Raw genomic sequence first — 19,317 nt, 5'->3', positions numbered from 1 at the left:
AGCAGGCCGATGAAGAATGACATAGGCTCGTTCTTGATCCGGACAGCTGACCATGGGGAGATGGGTTCATGCCGTCAGGAGTACGCGACGGTGCCGAGGCGGGCCGTCCGGTCGGGGGGCCGGGCCTGGGCGCGTTGTTACGGGGCTGGCGTGAGCGGGCGCTGCTGACTCAGGAGCAGGTGGCGGCGCGTGCCGGGCTCAACGTCCGCACCGTTCGCCGGTTGGAGGCGGATGAGTTGCGGCGGCCACGCAGCGCGTCGGTGCGGTCGCTGGCCAAGGCACTGGGCCTGGACGCCGCGGAGGTGTCCGTTCTGACGCGCGCCGCGAACGGCTTCCAGGAGAGCGCGCGGCCGACACCCCGGCAGTTGCCCGCCGACGCGGCGGCGTTCGTCGGCCGGGCGCGGGAGCTGGCCGTTCTCGACGACGTCGGTGACGTGGCCACGGTGGTGGTCACCGCCATCGACGGCATGGCGGGGGTGGGCAAGACCGCGCTGGTCGTGCATGCCGCGTACCAGCTGGCTCCGCGCTTTCCCGACGGTGATCTGTTCGTCGACCTGCACGGCCACACGCGGGGCATGGCCGCGGCCGACCCGGCCGACGCGCTCGCCCGCGTGCTGGGGGTGCTGGGCGTGCCCGGGGAGTCGATTCCGCAGCACCTCGACGACCGGGCCGCGCTCTATCGCAGCGTGCTGGCCGGCCGGAAGATGCTGATCGTCCTGGACAACGCCGCCGACGAGGCCCAGGTGCGGCCGCTGCTGCCGGGGGCGGGCGGCTGCCTGGTGCTGGTGACGAGCCGGCGGCGGCTGGTCGGGCTGGACGACGCCCGTACGGTGTCGGTCGACGTGTTGCCGCTCGCGGACGCGATCGCGCTGTTCACCGGCACTGCCGGCGAGGAGCGGGTCGCGGGCGTGCCGCGGGAGGTGCTGGCCTCGGTGGTACGGCGGTGCGGGCTGTTACCGCTGGCCATCCGCCTGGCCGCGGCCCGGTTGAAGGCCCATCCGGCCTGGAGCGTTCGGCACCTGCTGCAGCGGCTGGAAGAGCATCAGCACCTGCTGAACGAGCTGCGGGCCGGGCAGCACAGCGTCACCGCCGCGCTCGACCTGTCCTACGAGGAGCTCACCACCGCCGAGCGGCGGGCGTACCGGCTGCTGGGGCTGCATCCCGGCGTGGACCTCGCGCCCGACGCGGCCGCCGCGCTGCTGGCCACCACCGTCAAGCAGGCCTCGACGCTGCTGGATCGGCTGCTGGAGGTCCACCTGCTGCAGGAACCGGTCCCGGGCCGCTACCGATTCCACGACCTGATCAGGACACATGCCGCCGAACGGGCCGCCGGCGAAGAGCCCGAGTCCGACCGGCGCGCCGCGTCGGCGCGACTGCTGAACCACTACAGCCGCGCGGCGTCGGCGGCGATGGACCTCCTCTATCCCTACGAGGCGGACATGCGGCCGCGGCTCGCGCCGGGCGAGGTGGCGCCGCCCGCGGTGGCCGACCCCGGCGCGTGGCTCGAGGCCGAGCTGTCCAACCTGCTCAGCCTCGCGCAGCTGGCCACGGAGCACGGGTTCTCCGAACACGTCCGGCACCTGTCGGCCACCCTGCACCGGTGCCTGCGCACCCGCGGCCGGTACGCCGAGGCCGAGACGCTCCTGGAGCGGGCGCTGTCAGCGGCCCGGGCCGCCGAATACCGTACGGGCGAGCTGGAGGCCCTCCTCGGGCTGGGCGAGATCCGTCAGATGCAATGCCGGTACGAGGCGGCTCTGGAGGACAGCTCCCGCGCCCTGGCCATCGCCTGCGCCATCGGCCATCGAGCGGGCGAGTTACGGGCGCTGAACGGCATCGGCATGGTCCGCGGGTTCCAGGGGGAGTACGCGCGGGCCTCCGAGCACTTCGCGCAGGCGCTGGACATCGCCCGGGCGATCGGTCACCGTACGGGTGAGCTGGACGCGTTGATCGCCGCGGGCAACGTCCACCGGATCATGGGATGGTACGAGAAGAGCGCCGACGAGCTGGCGCGGGCTCTCGTCATCGCCCGCTCGATCGGCCACCGCACCGGCGAGTTACGCGCGCTGCTCGGCATCGGCTTCATCCACCTCGGGCAGGACGCCCACGACCCGGCCACCGACTACTTCACGCGGGCCCTGGGCCTGGCCCGCGGCACCGGGCATCGGCTCGGCGAGCTCGACAGCCTCAACGGCCTGGGCCACCTGCACCGCGTCCAAGGGCGGTACGAGCAGGCGTACGACTGCTACGACCAGGCCCTCCGTCTGGCGTGCGAGATCGGCAACAGCAACTGGCAGTTCGAAGCCCTCCACGGCATGGGCCGGCTTCAGCATGTACGCGGCCAGGCCGGCCAGGCGCTCGACTGCCACCGCCAGGCGCTGGACCTGGCCTCGGACCTGCGCCAGCCGAGCGACCAGGCCCGCGCCCACGACGGCCTCGCCCACGCCCACGCCGCGCTCGGCCGGCACGACCACGCCCGGCGCCACTGGACCGAGGCCCTGGCCATCCTGTCCGCCCTCGGCATCGACCGGACCGAGGAGGCGGGGGTGGACGCCGAGAGCATCCGCGCCCACCTGGCGTCGGCCGATTCGTATCAGTTGCCCGCGGCCGGCCCGTAAGCGCACGGCGGGGCCGTGCCCGGCTGGATCCGGACGCCGAGCACCTGGCGGAGCTCGGGTGGCACGCTCCCGCGCCCCACGCAGAGCACCAGGCTCGCGCCCGAACGGCCGGTGAGCACGGCCTGGCAGCCGGGAACCGGCTGGTTGTCGAACGTGTCGACCTGGAACAGCTCCACCGGGTAGTCCCGGGGCGGCTGGCAGGTCCCGTAGACGAAACTGACGCTGGCGGTCCCGCTGATCAACGTCAGCCGTCCGGTGGCCGCCTGCGCCGTGCCTGTCGTGCCCGCCAGCGTCAGGCAGGCCAGCGCCGATCCGGCGAGCAGTGCTTTCGTCATCGATTTCATGACGCGAGTGTCGATTGCCACCGCCCGAACATCCAGGGCAATAACCGGCTATTTCCCGGACATATCACGGAAGATCTGACGCTTTACCGTACCGAGATATACCGATTTCGCTACTGTCACATCCATCACATACGAGAGGAAACACGTGGATGCGACGCTTAACTGCCATTCTCGCCGCCGCGCTCGCCGCGACCTCGCTCCTCCCTGCCTCCGCCCTGGCCCGATCCGGCCGGAGCGGGGAGAGCAACGCGGCCACCAGTGCGCGGGCGAAGGCGATCAGCGGTAAGGCGACCTTCTACGAACTTCGCTCCGGGGGCGGCAACTGCTCCTATCCGTCGCCTCCCGCCGGCGACCTCTACGTCGCGCTCTCCCGCAGCGAGTACGCCGCCGCGAGAGCCTGCGGCGGCTACCTGAACGTCAAGGGCCCGAAGGGCTCCGTGCAGGTCAAGGTTGTCGACCAGTGTCCGGAATGCCCTGCCGGGCACATCGACCTGAGCCGTAAGGCCTTCGCCCGCGTCGCGGACCCCGGCAAGGGCATGGTGGGGGTCACCTACAGCCCTGCCGCCAACCCGAAGCTCGCCAAACCGCTCGCCTTCCGCGTCAAGGAGGGCTCGTCGCAGTGGTGGCTGGCCCTGCTGGTCATCGACCACGGCAACCCGCTCACCTCGGTCGAGGTGAAGTCCGCCGGCGGCGCGTGGCGCAAGCTGGCCCGGGCCGACTACAACTACTGGGTCGCCGAGTCCGGCGCCGGCCAGGGCCCCTTCTCCGTGCGGGTCACCGACACCCGCGGCCACCGGGTCACCGCCAACGGCGTCCGCCTGACTCCCGCCGCCGTCCAGCGCACCACCACGAAGATGTACTGAACGCGGGTGTCGTCCCGCCGGAGTCTCTCGTACGGCGGGGACGGGCGCCGCTGGTGCAGGATCTCGCCGGGCGGGGTCATCGGCGGAGCCTTGCGCGGATCGGACTTCGCATGGGCGACGATCCCGTCGACCGGCGCGGGCGGGGGCGTGATCACACTCCTCTGGCTTGAGGATCCGCTACGGGCCGGTGGCCGGACAGCCGGAACCGGTGCCGGTACGCCGACGGCGCCACACCGAGCACCCGCAGGAACGCCTTGCGCATCGTCTCCTGCGAGCCGAAGCCGCACGCCCTGGCGATTTCCCTCACGACGGCGTCCCCGGACTCCAGCCGCGCCTGCGCCGCCTCCACCCGCAGCCGCTCCACGAACTGGGCCGGCGTCGACCCCAGCTCACGGCGGAACAGGCGGGTCAGGTGACGCTCGCTGACGGCGAGGACGGCGGCCATCGTGGTGAGGCGATGGTCCGCGGACAGGTCCGCGGCGACCAGGTCGAGCGCCCGGCGTACGGTCGGGTTGCGCGGTGCGGGAGCGGCGCCCGGGACGCTGAACTGGCGCTGCCCGCCGGGCCGCTGCAGGAACACGACGAGGTGCTTGGCCACCGCACGGGCCCGTTCCTCGCCGTGGTCCTCCCCGACGAGCGCCAGCGCGAGGTCGATCCCGGCGGTGACACCCGCTGACGTGACGATCGAGCCGTCGCGTACGTAGATGGCGTTCGGCTCCACCGTGACGCTCGGGAACCGCGCCGCGAACTCGGCACAGGCATCCCAGTGCGTGGTGGCCCGCCGGCCGTCGAGCAGCCCGGCTTCGGCGAGCAGCAACGCGCCCGTACAGACGGACACCACCCGCCAGGCCCGCGGCGCCAGCTCCCGCAGCCTGTCGACCAGCGCGGACCCGAGGACTCCTGACGACCCCCTCGGATAGCCCGGCACGACCAGCGTGTCCACGGCGAGGTCCGGATCCGACAGCGCGCGATCCACGCTCAGCGAGATGCCGACGTCGCTGCGAACAGGCTGCCCGTCCGGCGAAGCCAGCCGCACCCGATACCCACCGGCGTCGTTGAAGACCTGAACGGGGCCGGCCACATCGAGCAGCAGCACTCCGTCGGACACAGCGAAGACCACTTCGTCGGACCGATTCGTCATCACATGGGTAGTCTGTGGCGCACAACGAATGTCCACAAGGACGCCTATTCCACGGATCCGGACATAGGGGCGCGTTTGGTCGTTTTCGCCTGCGCGGGCCGCGGTGCCGTCTGACCGCGAGGTTGTCGCTTCCGGTACTGTGCCGTGCTCTCACCCCCACCGCTTTCGAGGCTGATCGCATGACTCCTGCTTCCGCCGCCCGGCGGCTGCCCTTGGTCCTGGCCGCCGTGGTGCTCATCGCTCTGGTCGTCTCGGGCGTGCGGCCCTACGACCGGCTCACCTGGCTCCTGGAGACCTTCTGGGTGATCGGCGGTCTGCCGCTCCTGGTGGTGCTCTGGCGGCGCTTCCCGCTCACCACGCTGCTGTGCTGCCTGCTGGCCGTGCACGCGCTGGTTCTGATCGTCGGCGGGTACTACACCTATGCGCGGGTCCCGTTCGGGCACTGGCTGCAGGACGTGCTGGCGCTGTCGCGCAACCCCTATGACCGCATCGGCCATCTGATGCAGGGATTCGTGCCCGCGATCCTGTTCCGTGAGGTGCTGGCGCGGACGTCTCCCCTGCGCGGCAGCGCGTGGCTGGCCCCGCTGACCGTCTGCGTCTGCCTGGCCTTCAGCGCCTTCTTCGAGATGCTGGAGTGGTGGTCGGCGCTCGCGGCCGGGGAGGCGGCCGACGCCTTCCTCGCCGTCCAGGGCGACCAGTGGGACACCCAGTGACTCCTCCCCCTCGTAAACGAGGGGGCTTCTCGCTACACCGCGCTGGCGTCGCGGAGGGCCAGCCCGGCCCTCTTGATGTTGCTCGCCCCGACCACGTCCGCGTTGGCGGCATACCCGCATGCCACGCAGGCGAAATGGGTTTGGACCTTGCGGTTCTCTCCACTCGCGTGCCCGCACTGGGGGCAGGTGCGGGAGGTGTTGGCGAGGTTCACCGGGATCAGCTCTCGACCGGCGCTTTCAGCCTTGTGCGCGAGGATGCCCAGGAACACCCCCCAACCCGCGTCCAGAATGCTCTTGTTCAGTGCGGCCTTGGCGGCTGCCCCGTTGGCCAGGAACACGCCCGCCTGTTCAGGGTCGGGCTTGGCCTTGGGGCTCTTGGTCATGTTGGCGATCCGCAGGTCCTCCACCACGATCACGTCCGCGTTCCGGACCAGTGCCAGCGCGGTCTTGTGCGCGTGGTCGGCTCGCTGCCGGGCCACCGCACGGTGAATCCGGCCGATCTTCTGCGCTGCCTTGCGGCGACGCTGCGAACCGCGTGTCGTGCCCGCGTAGGCGCGCTGTGCGGCCGCCAGCTCTTCCTGCGCGGTCCTGAGGTGGCGCGGGTTGGGGATGTGGCCGTGTTCGTCGGTCACCCCGGCAATCGGCTCGCTGGCGGTGGCGAAGTGAACCACGCCCATGTCCACGCCGATCTCGCGGCTGGTCGCGGGCAGTGGCACAGCGGGCACATCGTCGCAGGAGACGACCACGAACCAGCGGGAGCCTTCCCGCTTGACCTCGATCTGCTTGACCCGGCCGCGCACCGGACGATGCTGATGCGCCCGCACCTGCCCGATCCCATGCAGCTTCACGAACGTCGCACCGGGGTGGCGGGGCTCGGAGTCCCACTTCGCGCCGTCACCCTCCACAAAGGTGACCGTGTCGAACCAGCCCCGCCCCTTGAACCGCGGGTAGCCAGGCCTCTGACCCGCTTTGACACGGCGGAAGAACGCCTCGAACGCCTTGTTCAACCGGCGTAGCGTCTGCTGCTGGCTGGTGAACGACCAGCGGCCTTGGCCTGCCGGGTCATCGGCGCGGATCTCCGTCAGCTGCGCGGACTGCTCCCCGTACCGGATCGAGATCTTCACCCGGCGGTAGGCTTCGCGACGCTCTTGCAGCGCCGCGTTGTACAGCGCCCGGTGATCGTCCAGCATCGCCGTCAGCATGATCTGCTGCTTGACCGTGGGACGCAGCAGGAACTTGAACGACCTACGCATCAGCGGCCCCGCTGTTGTCGGGGACACGCCCGTCCTGGGTCTCGATGTAGCGCTGCACGCTCGCCGCGCTGACCGCTCCCACGCTCGCCACAAAGCACGAGCGTGACCACAGCGTCGGAAGCCGGGCGCGCAGGTGCGGGAACTCGGCGCAGGTGGTGAGAGGCGAATCCCTTGAACTGGTTGGCCACGTACGAGGGCGAGTGCTTCTGGTGCGGCCCCACAAACAGGTGCACGTGGTCGGGCATCACCTCCAAGGCGATGATTTCCCAGTCGGGCTCTGCGGCCTTGGCGCGGATCAACTCCTCCAGCCGGGCTTTGACCTGGCCGTTCAGGACACGGCGCCGGTACTGGGGGCACACCACGTGGTAGCCCAGGTCGTACGCCGCACCGGGAGAAGTGCGCACCTGACGAGACACTCGATCATTTTAAGATCTGCGCTCCTATAGGAGCAGCGGTTTCTGAAAGCCGAAATCCGCAGGTTAACGCACGCTCAGGCGCTAGAGCGCCTTCCCGCTCGGCATTCCCCCGCTCCCCTGAAGGGAGCGGTCCCCTGCCTTCGACTTGATGGGACATGGCCTGCGCCCTCATCGGCGCCGTCACGTCCCTCCTGCTCCTCACCCGCCTGCACGACCGTCAGCTCGCGCGGCTGTACCGGCCCCGGGGTTGAGGACCCCACCGGGATCGACGTCGTGCTCTGGCAGGGCCCCGAGCCGCGCCTGGTCGCGGGCGTCCAACTGCCGATGTGGCCGGTGAAGGGCGCCGACGACCTGTGGCAGCTTTCGGTCCGGATCCGCCCCCGCGGGGCCGATGCCTGTGTGCCTGTTCGCCGATGGGCAGGCCGTGCCCGAGTACGCCCGCGTGCTGGAGCCGGCGATCGCCTCCGGGGCGTTGCCGCCCCTCGTACTGGCCGGCCTGCACTGCGACACGACCCCCGATCCATGGCCCGACGGCCGGACGAGGGAGTACCTGCCGGGAATGGACCCGGACCGCTTCACCGTGCATCTGGCCTTCGCCGTGGAGGAGGTCCTGCCCACTTTTGACGAGGTCACGTACGTGATCAACGCCGGGTTCTCCAACGGCGCGAGCTTCGCGCTGGCCGCCGCCGACCGGCGGCCGGACCTCATCGCGGCGGCTGTGGCGCTCAGCCACCAACCTGCCGCCGCCGGCGTCCGCATCCCCCGTTATCTGGCCGCCGGCACGCTGGAGGGCGGCCCCGGCTTCCGCGAATGCGCACGCTGGCTGGCCTCGGCGCTGGCCGAGGCCGGGATACCCCATCGGCACGAGGAATGGGTCGGCGGCCACGACCCCTACTGGTGGCGCGTCCATCTCCTCGCGGGGCTGACCTGGCTCGTCCGCGAGGCCCTGCCGGAGGCTCACGGATGAGGATACGAGGACCTCACGACGAGGCGGGCGCCGCCGCGAAGCCGGACCTCAGGGCCGCCTCGACGATGCTGAGCGCCTCGTTCCTGTCGATGCCGACACTCGCCACGACGGCGGCATAGTCGGCGGCCGCCTGGCGAGCTCGTTCGCGGGCCTCCTCGCCGGACGCCGACACGAACGAGCCCGCCCGCCCGCGGGTCTCGATCAGCCCGGCCTCCTCCAGCTCCCGGTAGGCCCGGCCAACCGTGTTGACGGCCAGGCCCAGGTCGGCCGCCAGCCGGCGGATGGTGGGCAGCCGGGAGCCCACGGTCAGCGTACGGTCCTGGATCTGCCGGGCGAGCTGGGCCCGCAGCTGCTCGAACGGCGGCACCGGCGAGCCCGCGTCGATGACGATCATCGGACGCCCACCATGTGTCGCGCCATGGCCGCGACACACGGTGTCCTGACATGGACGGCGATGTAGGCGGCCACGCCCACCACCAGGAAGCCGAAGGAGGCGGCGACCCACCAGCCGGGCGCGTACCCGGACAGCAACACCACTGGCAGCGCCCACAGCACGCTCGGCGCGGTGCTCTCTCGCGCGTCCTCGATGCGCATGATGACGTCGGCCGTCAGGGAGACCTCGTCCTCGGCCACGACCGGCCGGGCCAGCAGCTCGCGCAACTGCAGCACCGCGCCCACGCCGACCCCGGCCACGGCGACCAGCAGCACGACGGCTGCCTGCCGCGCGGCGCCCTCGCCGACGGCCAGTGCGCCGGCCCCCAGCGCGAACGCACCCGCGAAGGTGCCCACCACCAAGACCGCGTAAGGCTGGCCGAGCAGGTCCCGCCAGCCGGGCTGCACCGGATGGGCCACCCGCCGCGCCAGCGCCGCCCCGGCCTCCCGGTCGACGCGCCGTACCCAGGCGTCGATCAACGTACGGACCAGCAGCAACGCGACGATCGACGCGCTCAGGACCAGCACCGGCGTCGACATGCCCGGCCCGACCCCGCCGGATGCGGCAGTAGCCAGGCGGTCGGTGACCTGCACCAGCGCGGCCGCGACGAACAGCACGGCCAGCAGGACATTGCCGAGAAGCCGGGCCCGCCAGCGCGCGGCCAGTCGCGCGGTGAGCAACGGCGTCGGCACGCCGTCACCGAGACCGTGCCGCACCAGCCAGGTCGCCGCCCACTGGCCGCCCAACGACCGTGGGCCGGAGCCCGTCATGGAGCTGTTCGCCATGCGTCCTCCTTTTGTCACAAGCTTTGTATCAACATGTTGCGTCATAACTTGCGACAAAGTCAACGGGGCCGTGCGACCGGGCAGGCGACGATCCCATTCACGTCGACGCCGGTCGGCGGTCGGGGGCGGGGGCGGGGGCGGGTGGCACTCTGGACGGGTTCCTGGGCCGCCGCGTCCCGGACGGGTTCCAGAACCCGCCGGCCCTACTTCCAGACGGCCTTGCCGAGGATGTCTCCGAGCCCCGGCGTCTTCCACTCGGTGAACTGGGCCTGCCGCCCGGCACCGAACGGGACCTTGGCGGTCCGGACCTGATCAAACGACCCCAGCGGAGAACGTCAGATCCTCGCACCACGGGCGATGCGGTACAGCACGTTCGGACGCAGTGGCCCTTCGGGCTCGGTGGGGTCGTCGAAGTCGTCGGCCGGGTCCCGGGTCATGCCGATCCGGCGCATCACCGCCTGGGAACGAAGGTTGGTGGCCGTTGTGACAGCCAGGATCTCAGGAAGCTCGAGAGCGTCAAAGCCGTGGGCCAGGACTGTCAGCGCAGCCTCGGTAGCGTAGCCCTGGCCCCAGGCCGAGCGGGCGAGCCGCCAGCCGATCTCCACTCCTGTGAACGGCATGTGGTCGTCCACTTCATCCAAGCCTGCGAAGCCGATGAACTCGCCCGTGGCCTCCACCTCAACCGCCCACCACCCGTAGCCTCGCTGGTCGAACTCGGCCTGAAATCGCGACACGGAGGCATCGCTCTGTTCGCGGGTAAGCAGGTCGCCCAAGTGCTCCCGGACCTCGGGATCGGCATTCATCGCCGCCCACGGTTCAAGGTCGGAGTCACGCCATCGGCGCAAGATGAGGCGATCGGTACGCAGTTCAGCCATGCTGCCCAGCCAACATGAGCCCTGTACCCGAGGCAATCAGTTTTCTTCTGCGTGACACCGCCCCCAGAAACACAGATCGCTCCCCAGGGTGAACGAAGCGGCCACCGACCCGGAGCACTGGACGCTCGGCCAATGACAGCGAGCACACCAGGTGTTCTAGGCGACGACCGCGAGCAAGGTCGTCATGGCCGCGGTGAGCTCCTGGTCGCCGCTCCGGGTCGAGCGTGCGCGGGCCTCCTCGACGGTGATGCCCCTGGTCGCCAGCCGCCAGAAGGTGTCCTGGTCCATCGAGACCCGCGCGGCCGGCCGGTCGCCGGGCGTCGCCATCCGCCATCGGCCGCCCTGCCAGGCCACGCTCCACTGTCCGCCGGCCGGTCCGAGCACCTCCAGGTGAGCCACTGTGCCGTCGGGGCGTTCGTACGTCCTCAAGGTCTGCGGCAGGGCGCGGGCGAAGACGCCGAGCACCGGCGCCATGAGATCGGGCTGCGTGGCTCCGGGCAGGGAGACCGCGTCGCGGATCTGCTGCTGGTGGACCCAGAACTCGGTGTATTCGCGGCCGATGTCGAGCCAGGCGGGGCTGTCGACGTCCGTGGCGGCCCAGGACACGTTCAGGTCGGCGGGCGCTTGCAGGTCGCGTGCCGCCCAGAGGGCGTCCAGCTGTGATCCCAGGTGCTCCAGCAGGTGGATCAGCAGGTGCGGGCTGAGCTGGCGGCCGGCCTGGACGAACTCGTCGTTGGTCCGTGCGAGATAGGCGGGAAGCGTCTCGTCGTCGGCGAAGACGGCGCCCCCGTACCCGTCGCGGCTGCCCGACAGGCGCCGCATGTAGTCGTTGAGGACGTGACTGGCGACGTCGTGCACGTCCCAGCCTGGACAGACCGTCGGTTCGGCCCAGTCCGCCGGCTCCAGGGCACGCAGCAGGTCCAGCATGGCCTGCCGCTCACGTGGGAACAGGGGACGTACGTCGATGACCGGACCGAAGATCGTCATGACCCGACCCTACTGAACGGCCTTGTCCAGGGAGAACCGGATTTTGAGCCGACCCGGTGCGGGCGGCTGGTCCATGGAAACACTCCATGCGACGGCGTTGAGATCGTCCGCTCAGCGCACGCGGACCACGTCGCCGAGCTTGACCCGGGCGCCCGTCCGCAGCACCGCCCGCTGGTACACCTTGGCGCCGAAGGCCAGCACCGCGGGCACCGCCGCCACCATCGCCGCCATGGAGAGCCCCACCTGCCACAGCGGCACCTCGGTCGCGGCCGTCCGCACCGGCATGACGATCGAGGAGAACGGCGGCACGTACGACATGACCGTGGCCAGCGTGCCCGTGGGGTCGCCGGTGGCGTAGAAGCCCACGAAGTAGCTCGCCATGATCACCATGATGACCGGCATCAGCACGCTGTTGACCTCCTCCAGGCGCGAGACCAGCGAGGCCATCGCCCCCGCCAGCGTGGCGAAGAAGGCGTACCCGAGCACGAACCACACCAGCACCCCGGCCACCAGCCCGGGCATGCCGGGCGGGAAGTCGCCGACGGCCCCCGAGGCCGTGGACGCGGCCAGGCCGACCGCCAGGATCGTGACCAGGTTGATCAGGCCGACCACGCCCAGTCCGACGATCTTGCCGCCGAACAGCTGCCACGGCCGCAGCGTGGCCAGCAGGATCTCCACGATCCTGCTGCCCTTCTCCTCCACCACGCCGCCGGCGACCATCCCCACCTGGCCGATGAGCAGCATGAAGAGCACGATCACCAGCACCACGGCGAGCCCGGTGCGCGCGGCCTGATAGCGGGTGTCGGCGCCCACGGACACCACCTGCAGCGGCGGGATCGACACGCCGGCGGCACCGAGCTTCACCTCGCGGTTGACGCTCTGCAGGAGCACGCCGAGCTGGTCGTCGATCCCCCCGTCCGTCAACACCTTGGTGCCGTTGACCAGCACCGCGTCCACGTCCCCTGCGAGCACGGCCTGCTTGGCGGCGGCCTCGTCGGGGAACGCGCGCCAGGTAAACTCCGCGTCCGGGGCGGCGGCCTCCAGCGGGAGCCGCTGGGAGTTGACGGTGCCGAGGGTGTAGGACTTCGGCCCGTCGAACAGCTTCGGCGCGAAGGAGACGGCCGCCACCACCACGGCCGTGATGATCAGGCCGATGACGAACGACTTCGTGCGGATCTGCGTCACGATCTCCCTGCGGGCGACCAGCATCAACCTGTTCACGCCACGGCCTCCTTGAAGATCTCGGTGAGGGTCGGGCGCTCGTGGCCGAAGTGCTCGACGTGCCCGGCCTTGCTGGCGCGGCGCAGGATCTCCTGGTCGTCGCCGTTCGTCGTACGCAGAATGTGCCGTTCGCCGGACACGGTGACCGTGCCGGGCAGGCCGTCCGCCCAGCCGGGGGACGGATCGCGGACGACCACCCGCAACGTGTCGTTCTCGGCCGAGCGCAGGTCGGCCACCGTGCCCGTGGCCACCATCCGCCCGGCGGCCACGATGCCGACCGAGTCGCACAGCCGCTCGACCAGCTCGAGCTGGTGGCTGGAGAAGATCACCGGCACGCCGCCCCTGCACCGTTCCTGCAGCGCCGTGGCCAGCGCGTCCACCGCGATCGGGTCGAGCCCGGAGAACGGCTCGTCCAGCACCAGCACCTCGGGGTCGTGCACCAGCGCCACCGCGAGCTGCACGCGCTGCTGGTTGCCCAGCGAGAGCGCCTGCACCGGGTCGTTCCTGCGCTCGGCCACGCCTAAGCGCTCCATGAGGTCCTCGGTGGCCTTCTTGGCGGCGGCGGCGCTCATGCCGTGCAGGCGGCCGAAGTATTCGATCTGCTCGGCGACCCGCATCTTCTGGTAGAGGCCACGCTCTTCCGGCATGTAGCCGAAGCGGCGCCGGTCGTCGTAGCCGAGCGAGTGGCCCTGCCAGCTCACCGAGCCCGAGTCGGCCTGGAGCACACCCATCGCGATGCGCATGGTCGTCGTCTTGCCCGCGCCGTTCGCGCCGACGAACCCGAACATCTCCCCCGGCCGTACGACGAAACTGATCCCGTCCAGGGCGAGCTTGCCGTCGGGAGCGTCGGGACCGCCCGCGAAGCGCTTGCGCAGCTCGCTGATCTCGAGCATCAGGTCCTCTCCTTCGTCATGGGTCAATCGAGGTTTCCGAGCCGTTCGCCTTGGCGCGCCGGGCCGGTGCTTCGATTGACGTGGTCAAGTGATCTCCCCCGAGAGCCGGCGGTGGGAGCCGCCGTGATTCGTCGTGTCAGCCGCCCTAACCCGCCGCCGCCGACCTGGCCGCCTCGACGCTCTTGCGCAATGCGGTCGCGATCGGCTCGACGGGCGCGGACAGCTGCTGGATCCGGTCCCGGCGCAGACGCGTCTCCCGCCAGGAGGGAACCACCGTTTTGAGCTGGGCCGCCGTGGCCAGCGCCGCCAGGACGCGGACGTCCTCGTCCAGGCGCCCGACCGGCTGGCCGCCGAGGATGGCCTGGCCGACGCGCTCGGCCAGCCTGCGCGACAGGTACGCCTTGCGCGGCGTGATCCGCTCGACCGGGAACAGCAGGATCCGGCGCCGCTCCACACTGATCATCCGGGCGGCCACCAGCTCGTCGCGTACCACGCGGACGGCCTTGCAGTTGTCCTTCTGCACCCACCGCTGCCACGAGCGGGGCGGCGAGCTCGAGATCTGCTCCCAGACCAAGGCCTGCAGGGAACCCGGCTCGGCGGCCGGGGCGACGAGAGCTCGCGCCTTGCCTGACTCGTCCGCCAGGTTGCCCGCCAGCAGCAGCTCGGCGAGGGTGGCCGCGCGCAGCAGGTAGCCCAGCTCGCTCCGGTGGGCCAGCTTCTCCTTCCGCAGGTCGAAGGCCAGCAGGAAGGCCGATCGGGTCAGTGACTCACCCTGCTTCACTCGCGTCTCCATCCGCCCGCTCCTCTTCTTCTCCCTGATCTGTGCCGTCCTCTGGCGCCTTCCTCGGCCGTCCGCGTGGGCGCATCCGCCCCACCCCGTCAGGCAGACGCCCGGCCTCGGAAAGGGCCCTGCGCAGCAGGAACTCGATCTGGGAGTTCGTGCTGCGCAGCTCGTCGGACGCCCACCTGGCCAGCGCGTCGTGAACCACCGGGTCGAGCCGCAGCAGGATCTTCTTCCGCTCCACGGTGATTACTGGTAGAGCGTGCCCGCGTTGACCACGGGCTGGGTGTCGCGGTCGCCGACCAGCACCACGAGCAGGTTGCTGACCATGGCCGCCTTGCGCTCCTCGTCCAGCTCGACCACGTCGTGCTCGGCGAGCCTGGCCAGGGCCATCTCCACCATGCCGACCGCCCCCTCGACGATCCGCTGCCGGGCCGCCACCACCGCCCCGGCCTGCTGGCGGCGGAGCATGGCGTGGGCGATCTCCGGCGCGTACGCCAGGTGGATGATGCGCGACTCGATGACCTTCACCCCGGCCGAGGCCACCCTGGCCGCGATCTCCGCGGACAGCCGCTCGTTGATCTCGTCGGCGTTGTCCCGCAGCGACAGCCGCGGCTCGCCGTGCGAGTCGTACGGGTAGGTGCCCGCGATGTGCCGCACGGCCGTCTCCGCCTGGATCGCGACGAACTCCATGAAGTCGTCCACCTCGAACACCGCCTGCGCCGTGTCCCGCACCTGCCAGACCACCACGGTCGCGATCTGGATCGGGTTGCCGTCGGCGTCGTTGACCTTCGTCACGTCCGTCTCGTGGTTGCGGATCCGCGTGGACACCCGCCGGCGCGCCGTGATCGGGTTGACCCACTGGAAGCCGGGGGTACGCAGGGTGCCGACGTACCGGCCGAGCAGCTGCACCACCCTGGCCTCGCCCGGCGCCACCGCGGTGAGGCCGAAGTACATGAAGAACCCGAGCAGGATCATCAGGATGCTCACGATGAGCACCCACATGCCGCCCTGCCCGGCCCCCGAGGCGAGCATGACGATTCCCACGACGAGCAGCGCGATCCCGGCCAGGTCCAGCGCCATCGCCACCCCCAGCATCACGAACCCGTTGGCCGCCCGCACCGGGTGCTCGCTCGTGCGCGGTGCGGGCATGTCCACGACGGCGGCCTCAAGTGCGGCCTCGCCCGATGTGTTCGCCATCGTCCGTCCCTTCTACGTGACTTCATCCTGCTAGCAAAGTGATATCACTTTTTCGGTGACTGTGGAAGGCCGGTTCTGAGAAGCTCTGCTCGGGTCGGTGTGGTGAGCGCTCCCCTCGGCGGCATCTTCGACACCGCGGCGGTGGAGCGCACCCGGAGGGCCAGCCGCCGCGCAGTGCTTGCAGGACTCCGGGCCGGCCCGAGCGGACCCCGCGGTACAGCTGCGAGGAAACGGTCTCTCGCGTCGGATGTAAGACCGGCCCGCCATTGACCATTACCTGGTGTAAGGGTCATAGAAGGAGCCTGCGTGCTGAATGATGAGGAGTTCGCCGCTTTGTTCGATGCGTACCGCCCCCGGGTGTACGCGTACGCGGTGAGCAGATGTGGTCGCGGTCTGGCCGAGGAGGTGGTCAGCGAGACGTTCGTGGTCGTGTGGCGACGGCGGGACGTCATCCCGGCCAAGGCGCCCTTGCCCTGGTTACTTGGTGTGGCGCACAACGTGATCCGCGAGCTCTATCGCGACGAGTTCCGGCGGGCGGCGCTGGACGAGGCGCTGCGCATCTGGACCGAGGAGCTGGAGGGGGACGTGGCCGACCAGGTGGCCGAGCGGGCCACCGCGATGAAAGCCCTGTCCACGTTGAGCGACGCGGACAAAGAGGTGCTGACCTTGGTCTCGTGGCATGGGCTGACCTCGGCGCAGGCGGCCGCGGTGGTGGGAAGTTCGCGGTCGGCGTTCTTCGTCCGGTTGCATCGGGCCCGCCGGCGACTGGAGGCCGCCATGAACAACGTGACGGCGGCCGACCCCCGGCCCGCATTCATCCCGGAGGAGGACAAGTGAAGCGGAAGAACGCGCTCGATCTGCTGGCAGCGGCCCGGCCCGCCGACCTCGACCTGCCGGGTTCACCCCGTCCGCGGATGGAAGAGCTGCCCACGCCGGTGCGGCGGGGCCGCGCACGGTGGGTCGGGGCAGTCGCCGCGTCGCTGGCCACGGCCTCCGTGATCGGGGTGCTGGCCTTCCCCCGCCTGCTCGACCCCGGCGTCTCCACGGGGCACGTGTCCACCGGTCCAGCCGGGAACGCGCTGGACACGGCGGCCCGCAACGCGGCCGCGCAGCAGCAGACGCCCGGGCGGTTCTGGTACACCGAGGGCCTGATCCTGGGTGAGGAGATCATCGGCGCGCCGGGCAACCGGTACCGGATCAAGACTCGGGTCCAGACTGGCCGATGGTCCCCGCGCGACCCGGCGACGCTGACCGTGCTCACCGAACGCGGCATGCCCACCGTGCCGGCGTCCGGACAAGAGGAGCAGGCGTGGCGGCGAGCAGGGAAGCCCAAGCTGTGCGGGAACGACACCGACTGCAGGAACGACACGGCTCCGCTCGGACGCACGAGGTTCATGTTCATGCCCGGCACCTGGCCCTACGGAGATGGCGGGATCACGCTTCCCGCCGCTGAGCTGCTCGATCTGCCCAAGGAGCCGGACGCGCTGCGCGAGCGCCTGCTGGCGTTCTGGCCCGCCTACAGCGAGTCCATGAAGGACTGGCCGTCACCGCCCGAGGGAAGCTCGCTGCCCACGAAGGACTCCTGGCTCCTCGGCATCTCCCTGGAACTGCTCCAGCACGCCCCGATCTCAGCGGGCACCCGCGGGGCCCTCTATCGGATGGTGGCCAACCTGCCCGGCTCCCGCGCCCTCGGCCAGATCCCCGATGCCGAGGGACGCCTAGGGGTCGGCATCGGATGGACCCAGGCTGTAGGGGACGGGCAGAGCGAGCAGCAACTCATCGTGGAGGAATCCAGCGGCCGGCTACTCACGCTGCAGAACGTCGTCGTGAAGCCCTGGTCGCAGGATGCGGCGGGCATCGAAGGGCTCGCGGGGCTGCCCGCGGGAACCGTCTACCACGCACTCGTCTACCAGCGAGCCACCTGGACCGATACCCCCGCTCAGCTTCCCGAGGGGTGCCCCGCCCCCACCCAGACCGACCGAAAGGACTGCGTCGGCTGAGACCGGTGGTCATCCCCCTGGCAACCCGAGGACCCGAACCGCGAAGGCCCCGGGCAGCTGGGCAGGACCGCCGCCCGGGGCGAGCGTGTGCAGCAGCCGGAGTTGCGCGTAGGACGTGATGGTGGCCTTCCGTGTTCACCGGCGGCGTATCGGCTCCTTCTTTGAGGAGACCGGCAGTGGTCCCGTCGTGGTGGCCAAGGGCGTCGGCGACGAGGCAGGGTCTCCAGGAGCTGGCTGCTCTCCGCCGTATGTCAGCGGCGGTGTCAGGACGGCGACAGCCCGGTATCAGAGCGGTTGGCGATCGTAGGGGCATCGAAAGAAACGCCGCACAAGGAGCACACCATGCAGAAGTTCGACACCCCCGCCGCGATCTCCGCCGTCCTTGACATCCCCGCGGGACGCGTCCAGTTCATCGCCGCCGACCAGGCCGACACCACGGTCGAGGTGCGGCCCACGAACGCCTCCAAGAGCCGCGACGTGAAGGCGGCCGAGCAGACCACGGTCGCATACGCCGGCGGCGTCCTGCGGATCGAGACCGCCACGGCGAAGAACCAGTACCTCGGCCCGTCCGGATCCATCGACGTGACGGTCAACCTGCCCACCGGTTCCCGCATCGAGGCCAAGACGGCCAGCGCCGAACTCCGGGCCGTCGGCCGCCTCGGCGACGTCTCCTTCGAAGGCGCGTACAGCCAGATCAAGCTGGAGGAGACCGCGAGCCTGCGCCTCACCGCGACCGACGGCGACGTCGAGGTCGGCCGGCTGGGCGGCCCCGCGGAGATCAGCACCGCACGGGGCGACATCCGGATCGCCGAGGCCACTGGCGGCAAGGTCGTGCTCAGCACCCAGTCCGGCGACATCTCGATCGCCGCCGCCGCCGGCGTCTCGGCCGCCCTGGACGCCGGCACCAGCCACGGCCGCATCACCAACGCCCTCAAGAACGACGGCACCACCGAACTCGACATCCACGCCACCACCTCCAGCGGCGACATCACCGCCCGCAGCCTGTGACCCGCAGCCTCCGAAAGAGAGGCAGACCAAGCCCGGTGACGACGAACGGCCCCGGTCCATCCATGTGGACCGGGGCCGTTCCGGTCCCTGCGCCCGGGTTCGTGCGACCAGCGCCCGTCACGCCCCTGCACGAGACGGTCAGTCCTCCATCGGGCCGCTGCCGTCGTTCGCCTGCGGTGCGCCCGCGCGCTGCAGGGTGGTGAGCCACTGGGCCACGACGGCGTCTATGAAGGCGTCGGTGACCTGGCCGCGGTCGAGGAAGAGCCTGGCGAGGACGGGCCCGTACAGCAGGGTGTATTCGTCGTCGCTGATCCGGACGCCCGAAGGCTCCAGCAGCTTGTTCAAGGCGGCGTGGCGGTCTTCGCCGATGCGGACGAGCGCCTGGGCGCTGTCGGGGTCGTGGTCAGCCTGGGAAGTGACGGCCAGCACCGCGGTGCGCATGGCGGGGACGCTGACGCCGGCGCGCAGGCTCTTCAGCCAGGCGGTGGCCACGGCGCGCACGTCGCTGCCCGGTTCGGGATACGTGCCGAGGTCGGGGCCTTCGAGGATGAGATCGAAGAGCAGTGCGGCTCGGTTCGGCCAGTGCCGGTAGAGGGTCTGGCGGGTGACGTCTGCCCGCTCGGCCAGCAGGGCATAGGTCAACCCGGCCGGTCCGACCTCAGGCAGCAGTTCTCGCGCGATGGCCAGCACACGGTTGCGGGTGCGCTGGACGCGCGGGTTGCTCGGGGTCGGCTGACGGCGGTGGACCGGCTGCTTCATGCCACCACCCTAACAGTCAATCACACACTATGTGTGATTGACATCACATCCCAAATCACACAC

The 19,317-nt window shown here is 70.5% G+C and carries 20 protein-coding genes and 1 pseudogene; 7 read left to right on the top strand and 14 right to left on the bottom strand.

Going from position 1 to position 19,317, the window contains the following annotated elements:
• Positions 1-68 precede the first annotated feature (68 nt).
• Positions 69-2,615, top strand: a complete 2,547-nt coding sequence (locus ACIBI9_RS14505) for an ATP-binding protein (protein ID WP_397222473.1) — start codon at positions 69-71, stop codon at positions 2,613-2,615.
• Here ACIBI9_RS14505 and ACIBI9_RS14500 read toward each other — a convergent pair.
• Positions 2,591-2,959: a hypothetical protein gene (locus tag ACIBI9_RS14500; protein WP_397222472.1), complete on the bottom strand. Its 369-nt coding sequence runs from the start codon at positions 2,957-2,959 to the stop codon at positions 2,591-2,593. The genes ACIBI9_RS14505 and ACIBI9_RS14500 overlap by 25 nt on opposite strands.
• A 149-nt stretch (positions 2,960-3,108) precedes the next feature.
• Between ACIBI9_RS14500 and ACIBI9_RS14495 the strand changes: the two genes are divergently transcribed.
• Positions 3,109-3,822 carry an expansin EXLX1 family cellulose-binding protein gene (locus ACIBI9_RS14495; RefSeq protein ID WP_397222471.1) on the top strand — a complete coding sequence of 238 codons (714 nt, stop codon included), beginning with the start codon at positions 3,109-3,111 and terminating at the stop codon, positions 3,820-3,822.
• Positions 3,823-3,973: 151 nt separating this feature from the next.
• Here ACIBI9_RS14495 and ACIBI9_RS14490 read toward each other — a convergent pair whose 3' ends face one another.
• Positions 3,974-4,963, bottom strand: a complete 990-nt coding sequence (locus ACIBI9_RS14490) for a GlxA family transcriptional regulator (RefSeq protein WP_397222601.1) — start codon at positions 4,961-4,963, stop codon at positions 3,974-3,976.
• Positions 4,964-5,142: 179 nt separating this feature from the next.
• On the opposite strand from ACIBI9_RS14490, the gene ACIBI9_RS14485 reads away from it, so the two are divergent.
• The gene (locus tag ACIBI9_RS14485) at positions 5,143-5,676 is read left to right on the top strand and encodes a DUF2238 domain-containing protein (RefSeq protein WP_397222470.1); all 534 of its coding nucleotides are present in this window, start codon (positions 5,143-5,145) and stop codon (positions 5,674-5,676) included.
• Positions 5,677-5,708: 32 nt separating this feature from the next.
• On the opposite strand, the gene ACIBI9_RS14480 is transcribed toward ACIBI9_RS14485, so the two are convergent.
• Both ACIBI9_RS14480 and tnpA read right to left on the bottom strand, forming a co-directional pair.
• The gene (locus tag ACIBI9_RS14480; protein ID WP_397222469.1) at positions 5,709-6,929 is read right to left on the bottom strand and encodes an RNA-guided endonuclease InsQ/TnpB family protein; all 1,221 of its coding nucleotides are present in this window, start codon (positions 6,927-6,929) and stop codon (positions 5,709-5,711) included.
• Positions 6,922-7,288: pseudogene (gene tnpA, locus ACIBI9_RS14475) on the bottom strand (IS200/IS605 family transposase). Before tnpA ends, ACIBI9_RS14480 begins: the two are co-directional and overlap by 8 nt.
• 448 nt (positions 7,289-7,736) lie before the next feature.
• On the opposite strand from tnpA, the gene ACIBI9_RS14470 reads away from it, so the two are divergent.
• Complete coding sequence (locus ACIBI9_RS14470; RefSeq protein WP_397222468.1) at positions 7,737-8,312, top strand: hypothetical protein; 576 nt, start codon at positions 7,737-7,739, stop codon at positions 8,310-8,312.
• Positions 8,313-8,325: 13 nt separating this feature from the next.
• On the opposite strand, the gene ACIBI9_RS14465 is transcribed toward ACIBI9_RS14470, so the two are convergent.
• The 9 genes from ACIBI9_RS14465 to ACIBI9_RS14425 form a co-directional block, all read right to left on the bottom strand.
• On the bottom strand, positions 8,326-8,706 hold the full coding sequence (locus ACIBI9_RS14465; protein ID WP_397222467.1) for a GntR family transcriptional regulator: 381 nt from the start codon (positions 8,704-8,706) through the stop codon (positions 8,326-8,328).
• Entirely contained in the window at positions 8,703-9,530 is an 828-nt protein-coding gene (locus ACIBI9_RS14460) for a hypothetical protein (protein WP_397222466.1), read from the bottom strand. The genes ACIBI9_RS14465 and ACIBI9_RS14460 overlap by 4 nt, the downstream gene beginning before the upstream one ends.
• A gap of 335 nt (positions 9,531-9,865) precedes the next feature.
• Entirely contained in the window at positions 9,866-10,405 is a 540-nt protein-coding gene (locus ACIBI9_RS14455; RefSeq protein ID WP_397222465.1) for a GNAT family N-acetyltransferase, read from the bottom strand.
• A 156-nt stretch (positions 10,406-10,561) separates the two neighbouring features.
• Positions 10,562-11,392: a maleylpyruvate isomerase family mycothiol-dependent enzyme gene (locus ACIBI9_RS14450; RefSeq protein WP_397222464.1), complete on the bottom strand. Its 831-nt coding sequence runs from the start codon at positions 11,390-11,392 to the stop codon at positions 10,562-10,564.
• 111 nt (positions 11,393-11,503) lie between these two features.
• The gene (locus tag ACIBI9_RS14445) at positions 11,504-12,613 is read right to left on the bottom strand and encodes an ABC transporter permease (RefSeq protein WP_397222463.1); all 1,110 of its coding nucleotides are present in this window, start codon (positions 12,611-12,613) and stop codon (positions 11,504-11,506) included.
• Positions 12,610-13,506: an ABC transporter ATP-binding protein gene (locus tag ACIBI9_RS14440; RefSeq protein WP_397222462.1), complete on the bottom strand. Its 897-nt coding sequence runs from the start codon at positions 13,504-13,506 to the stop codon at positions 12,610-12,612. Before ACIBI9_RS14440 ends, ACIBI9_RS14445 begins: the two co-directional genes overlap by 4 nt.
• Positions 13,507-13,651: 145 nt before the next feature.
• Positions 13,652-14,299 (bottom strand): GPP34 family phosphoprotein, encoded by a 648-nt coding sequence (locus ACIBI9_RS14435; protein ID WP_397222461.1) that lies wholly within the window; start codon positions 14,297-14,299, stop codon positions 13,652-13,654.
• The gene (locus tag ACIBI9_RS14430; RefSeq protein ID WP_397222460.1) at positions 14,274-14,531 is read right to left on the bottom strand and encodes a hypothetical protein; all 258 of its coding nucleotides are present in this window, start codon (positions 14,529-14,531) and stop codon (positions 14,274-14,276) included. Before ACIBI9_RS14430 ends, ACIBI9_RS14435 begins: the two co-directional genes overlap by 26 nt.
• Before the next feature lie 5 nt (positions 14,532-14,536).
• Complete coding sequence (locus tag ACIBI9_RS14425; protein WP_397222459.1) at positions 14,537-15,487, bottom strand: SPFH domain-containing protein; 951 nt, start codon at positions 15,485-15,487, stop codon at positions 14,537-14,539.
• Between the two features lie 306 nt (positions 15,488-15,793).
• On the opposite strand from ACIBI9_RS14425, the gene ACIBI9_RS14420 reads away from it, so the two are divergent.
• The 3 genes from ACIBI9_RS14420 (at position 15,794) to ACIBI9_RS14410 (ending at position 18,495) form a co-directional block, all read left to right on the top strand.
• Positions 15,794-16,324: an RNA polymerase sigma factor gene (locus ACIBI9_RS14420; protein ID WP_397222458.1), complete on the top strand. Its 531-nt coding sequence runs from the start codon at positions 15,794-15,796 to the stop codon at positions 16,322-16,324.
• The gene (locus ACIBI9_RS14415) at positions 16,321-17,487 is read left to right on the top strand and encodes a CU044_5270 family protein (RefSeq protein ID WP_397222457.1); all 1,167 of its coding nucleotides are present in this window, start codon (positions 16,321-16,323) and stop codon (positions 17,485-17,487) included. Before ACIBI9_RS14420 ends, ACIBI9_RS14415 begins: the two co-directional genes overlap by 4 nt.
• Before the next feature lie 342 nt (positions 17,488-17,829).
• On the top strand, positions 17,830-18,495 hold the full coding sequence (locus tag ACIBI9_RS14410) for a DUF4097 family beta strand repeat-containing protein (protein WP_397222456.1): 666 nt from the start codon (positions 17,830-17,832) through the stop codon (positions 18,493-18,495).
• A gap of 138 nt (positions 18,496-18,633) precedes the next feature.
• On the opposite strand, the gene ACIBI9_RS14405 is transcribed toward ACIBI9_RS14410, so the two are convergent.
• Positions 18,634-19,254 (bottom strand): TetR/AcrR family transcriptional regulator, encoded by a 621-nt coding sequence (locus ACIBI9_RS14405; RefSeq protein WP_397222455.1) that lies wholly within the window; start codon positions 19,252-19,254, stop codon positions 18,634-18,636.
• Positions 19,255-19,317 lie beyond the last annotated feature (63 nt).

Source organism: Nonomuraea sp. NPDC050451 (assembly GCF_044458585.1).
This window is presented reverse-complemented; position numbering and strand designations above follow the sequence as displayed.